Here is a 1,039-nt window from a genome sequence, read left to right as displayed (position 1 = left end):
GAGCATGTAGGCGCGTGCGCGGTTGATACCGAGCAGTGCGGTGGTCCAGATATGCGACCCGTCACCGGGTGCCATGTCCTCGAACTCGAAGTGCCCCGAATCTTCGAACGATGCAGTGTCTGAGGCGATGATGATGTCCGAGAACAAGGGGATCTCGCAATGGCGCCGAGCGGGACCGTTCACTGCCGCGACAACCGGAACCTGAATGTCCAGCAGGGCGTTGACTAGTTCACGGTGATCCGTCCATGCGTCCTGCTCCCAGACCGAGTACTCGGCGGAGAATTCGGGGATCACCGTCATGATCTGGCCGCTGTCGGCGGTCGGGCGCGGGCCGATGAACTCCTCGCCGGTTCCCGTGATCAGGACGACCCGATTCTCGCGATCGAGCGCGACCTCACGGAACGCTTCGGTCAATTCGCGATGAGCAGGTACCAACAGCTGGAAGGAGTCGCCGTCGGTTTGGAGTTGCATTTCGAGAATGCCGTTCTCGTCTCGCGAAAACGTGAAATTCTTGTACTTGTCGCGGTAGTCGTCCAGGACTGTCATTCGAATCGTCTCCTTGGTATGTCTTCTGCTGACCTTCGGTGTGCAGTGGTACTTTCGTCTTATCGTTTCTGTGCGGCCTCCCTTGACCTTTCGGGCAGTGGAATCACAGAGTCAGGCGTTGTCGTCGAGCGACTCTCTCAACACTTTTTTGTCGAACTTTCCGGTGCTGGTCCGCGGAATGCTGTCGATCAGCCGGAAATCCTCTGGAATCCACCACTTCGCCACGCGTCCAGTGAGGTGGTCGCGTAGAACGCCGGCATCGACCGCTTCGTCTGCAACGACGAAGGCAGCAGGGCGCTCCCCCCAACGGTCGTCCCGACGCCCGACGACGGCCGCCTCATGAACCGACGGGTGCGCCATCAACGCCGACTCGAGGTCCACGGAACTGATCCACTCACCGCCGGACTTGATCGCGTCCTTGAGTCGATCGGTGATCCGCACCCATCCGCTCGCATCGATGGTCCCGACATCACCGGTACGCAACCAGCCGTCG

At 60.3% G+C, this 1,039-nt stretch carries 2 protein-coding genes; both read right to left on the bottom strand.

Translation table 11 applies throughout. From position 1 onward, the window contains the following. Positions 1-546, bottom strand: a 546-nt coding sequence (locus AC1DWT_RS51540) for an enoyl-CoA hydratase/isomerase family protein (RefSeq protein ID WP_477926313.1), incomplete at its 3' end; no start/stop codon positions are given. 111 nt (positions 547-657) lie between these two features. Further along, positions 658-1,039 (bottom strand): AMP-binding enzyme (locus AC1DWT_RS51535; RefSeq protein WP_477926312.1); only part of this gene is annotated, 382 nt, incomplete at its 5' end.

The sequence above is a fragment of the Rhodococcus sp. P4_B6 genome (assembly GCF_056402215.1).
The sequence above is the reverse complement of the archived record's forward strand: the minus strand, read 5'-3'. Positions and strand labels throughout refer to the sequence as shown.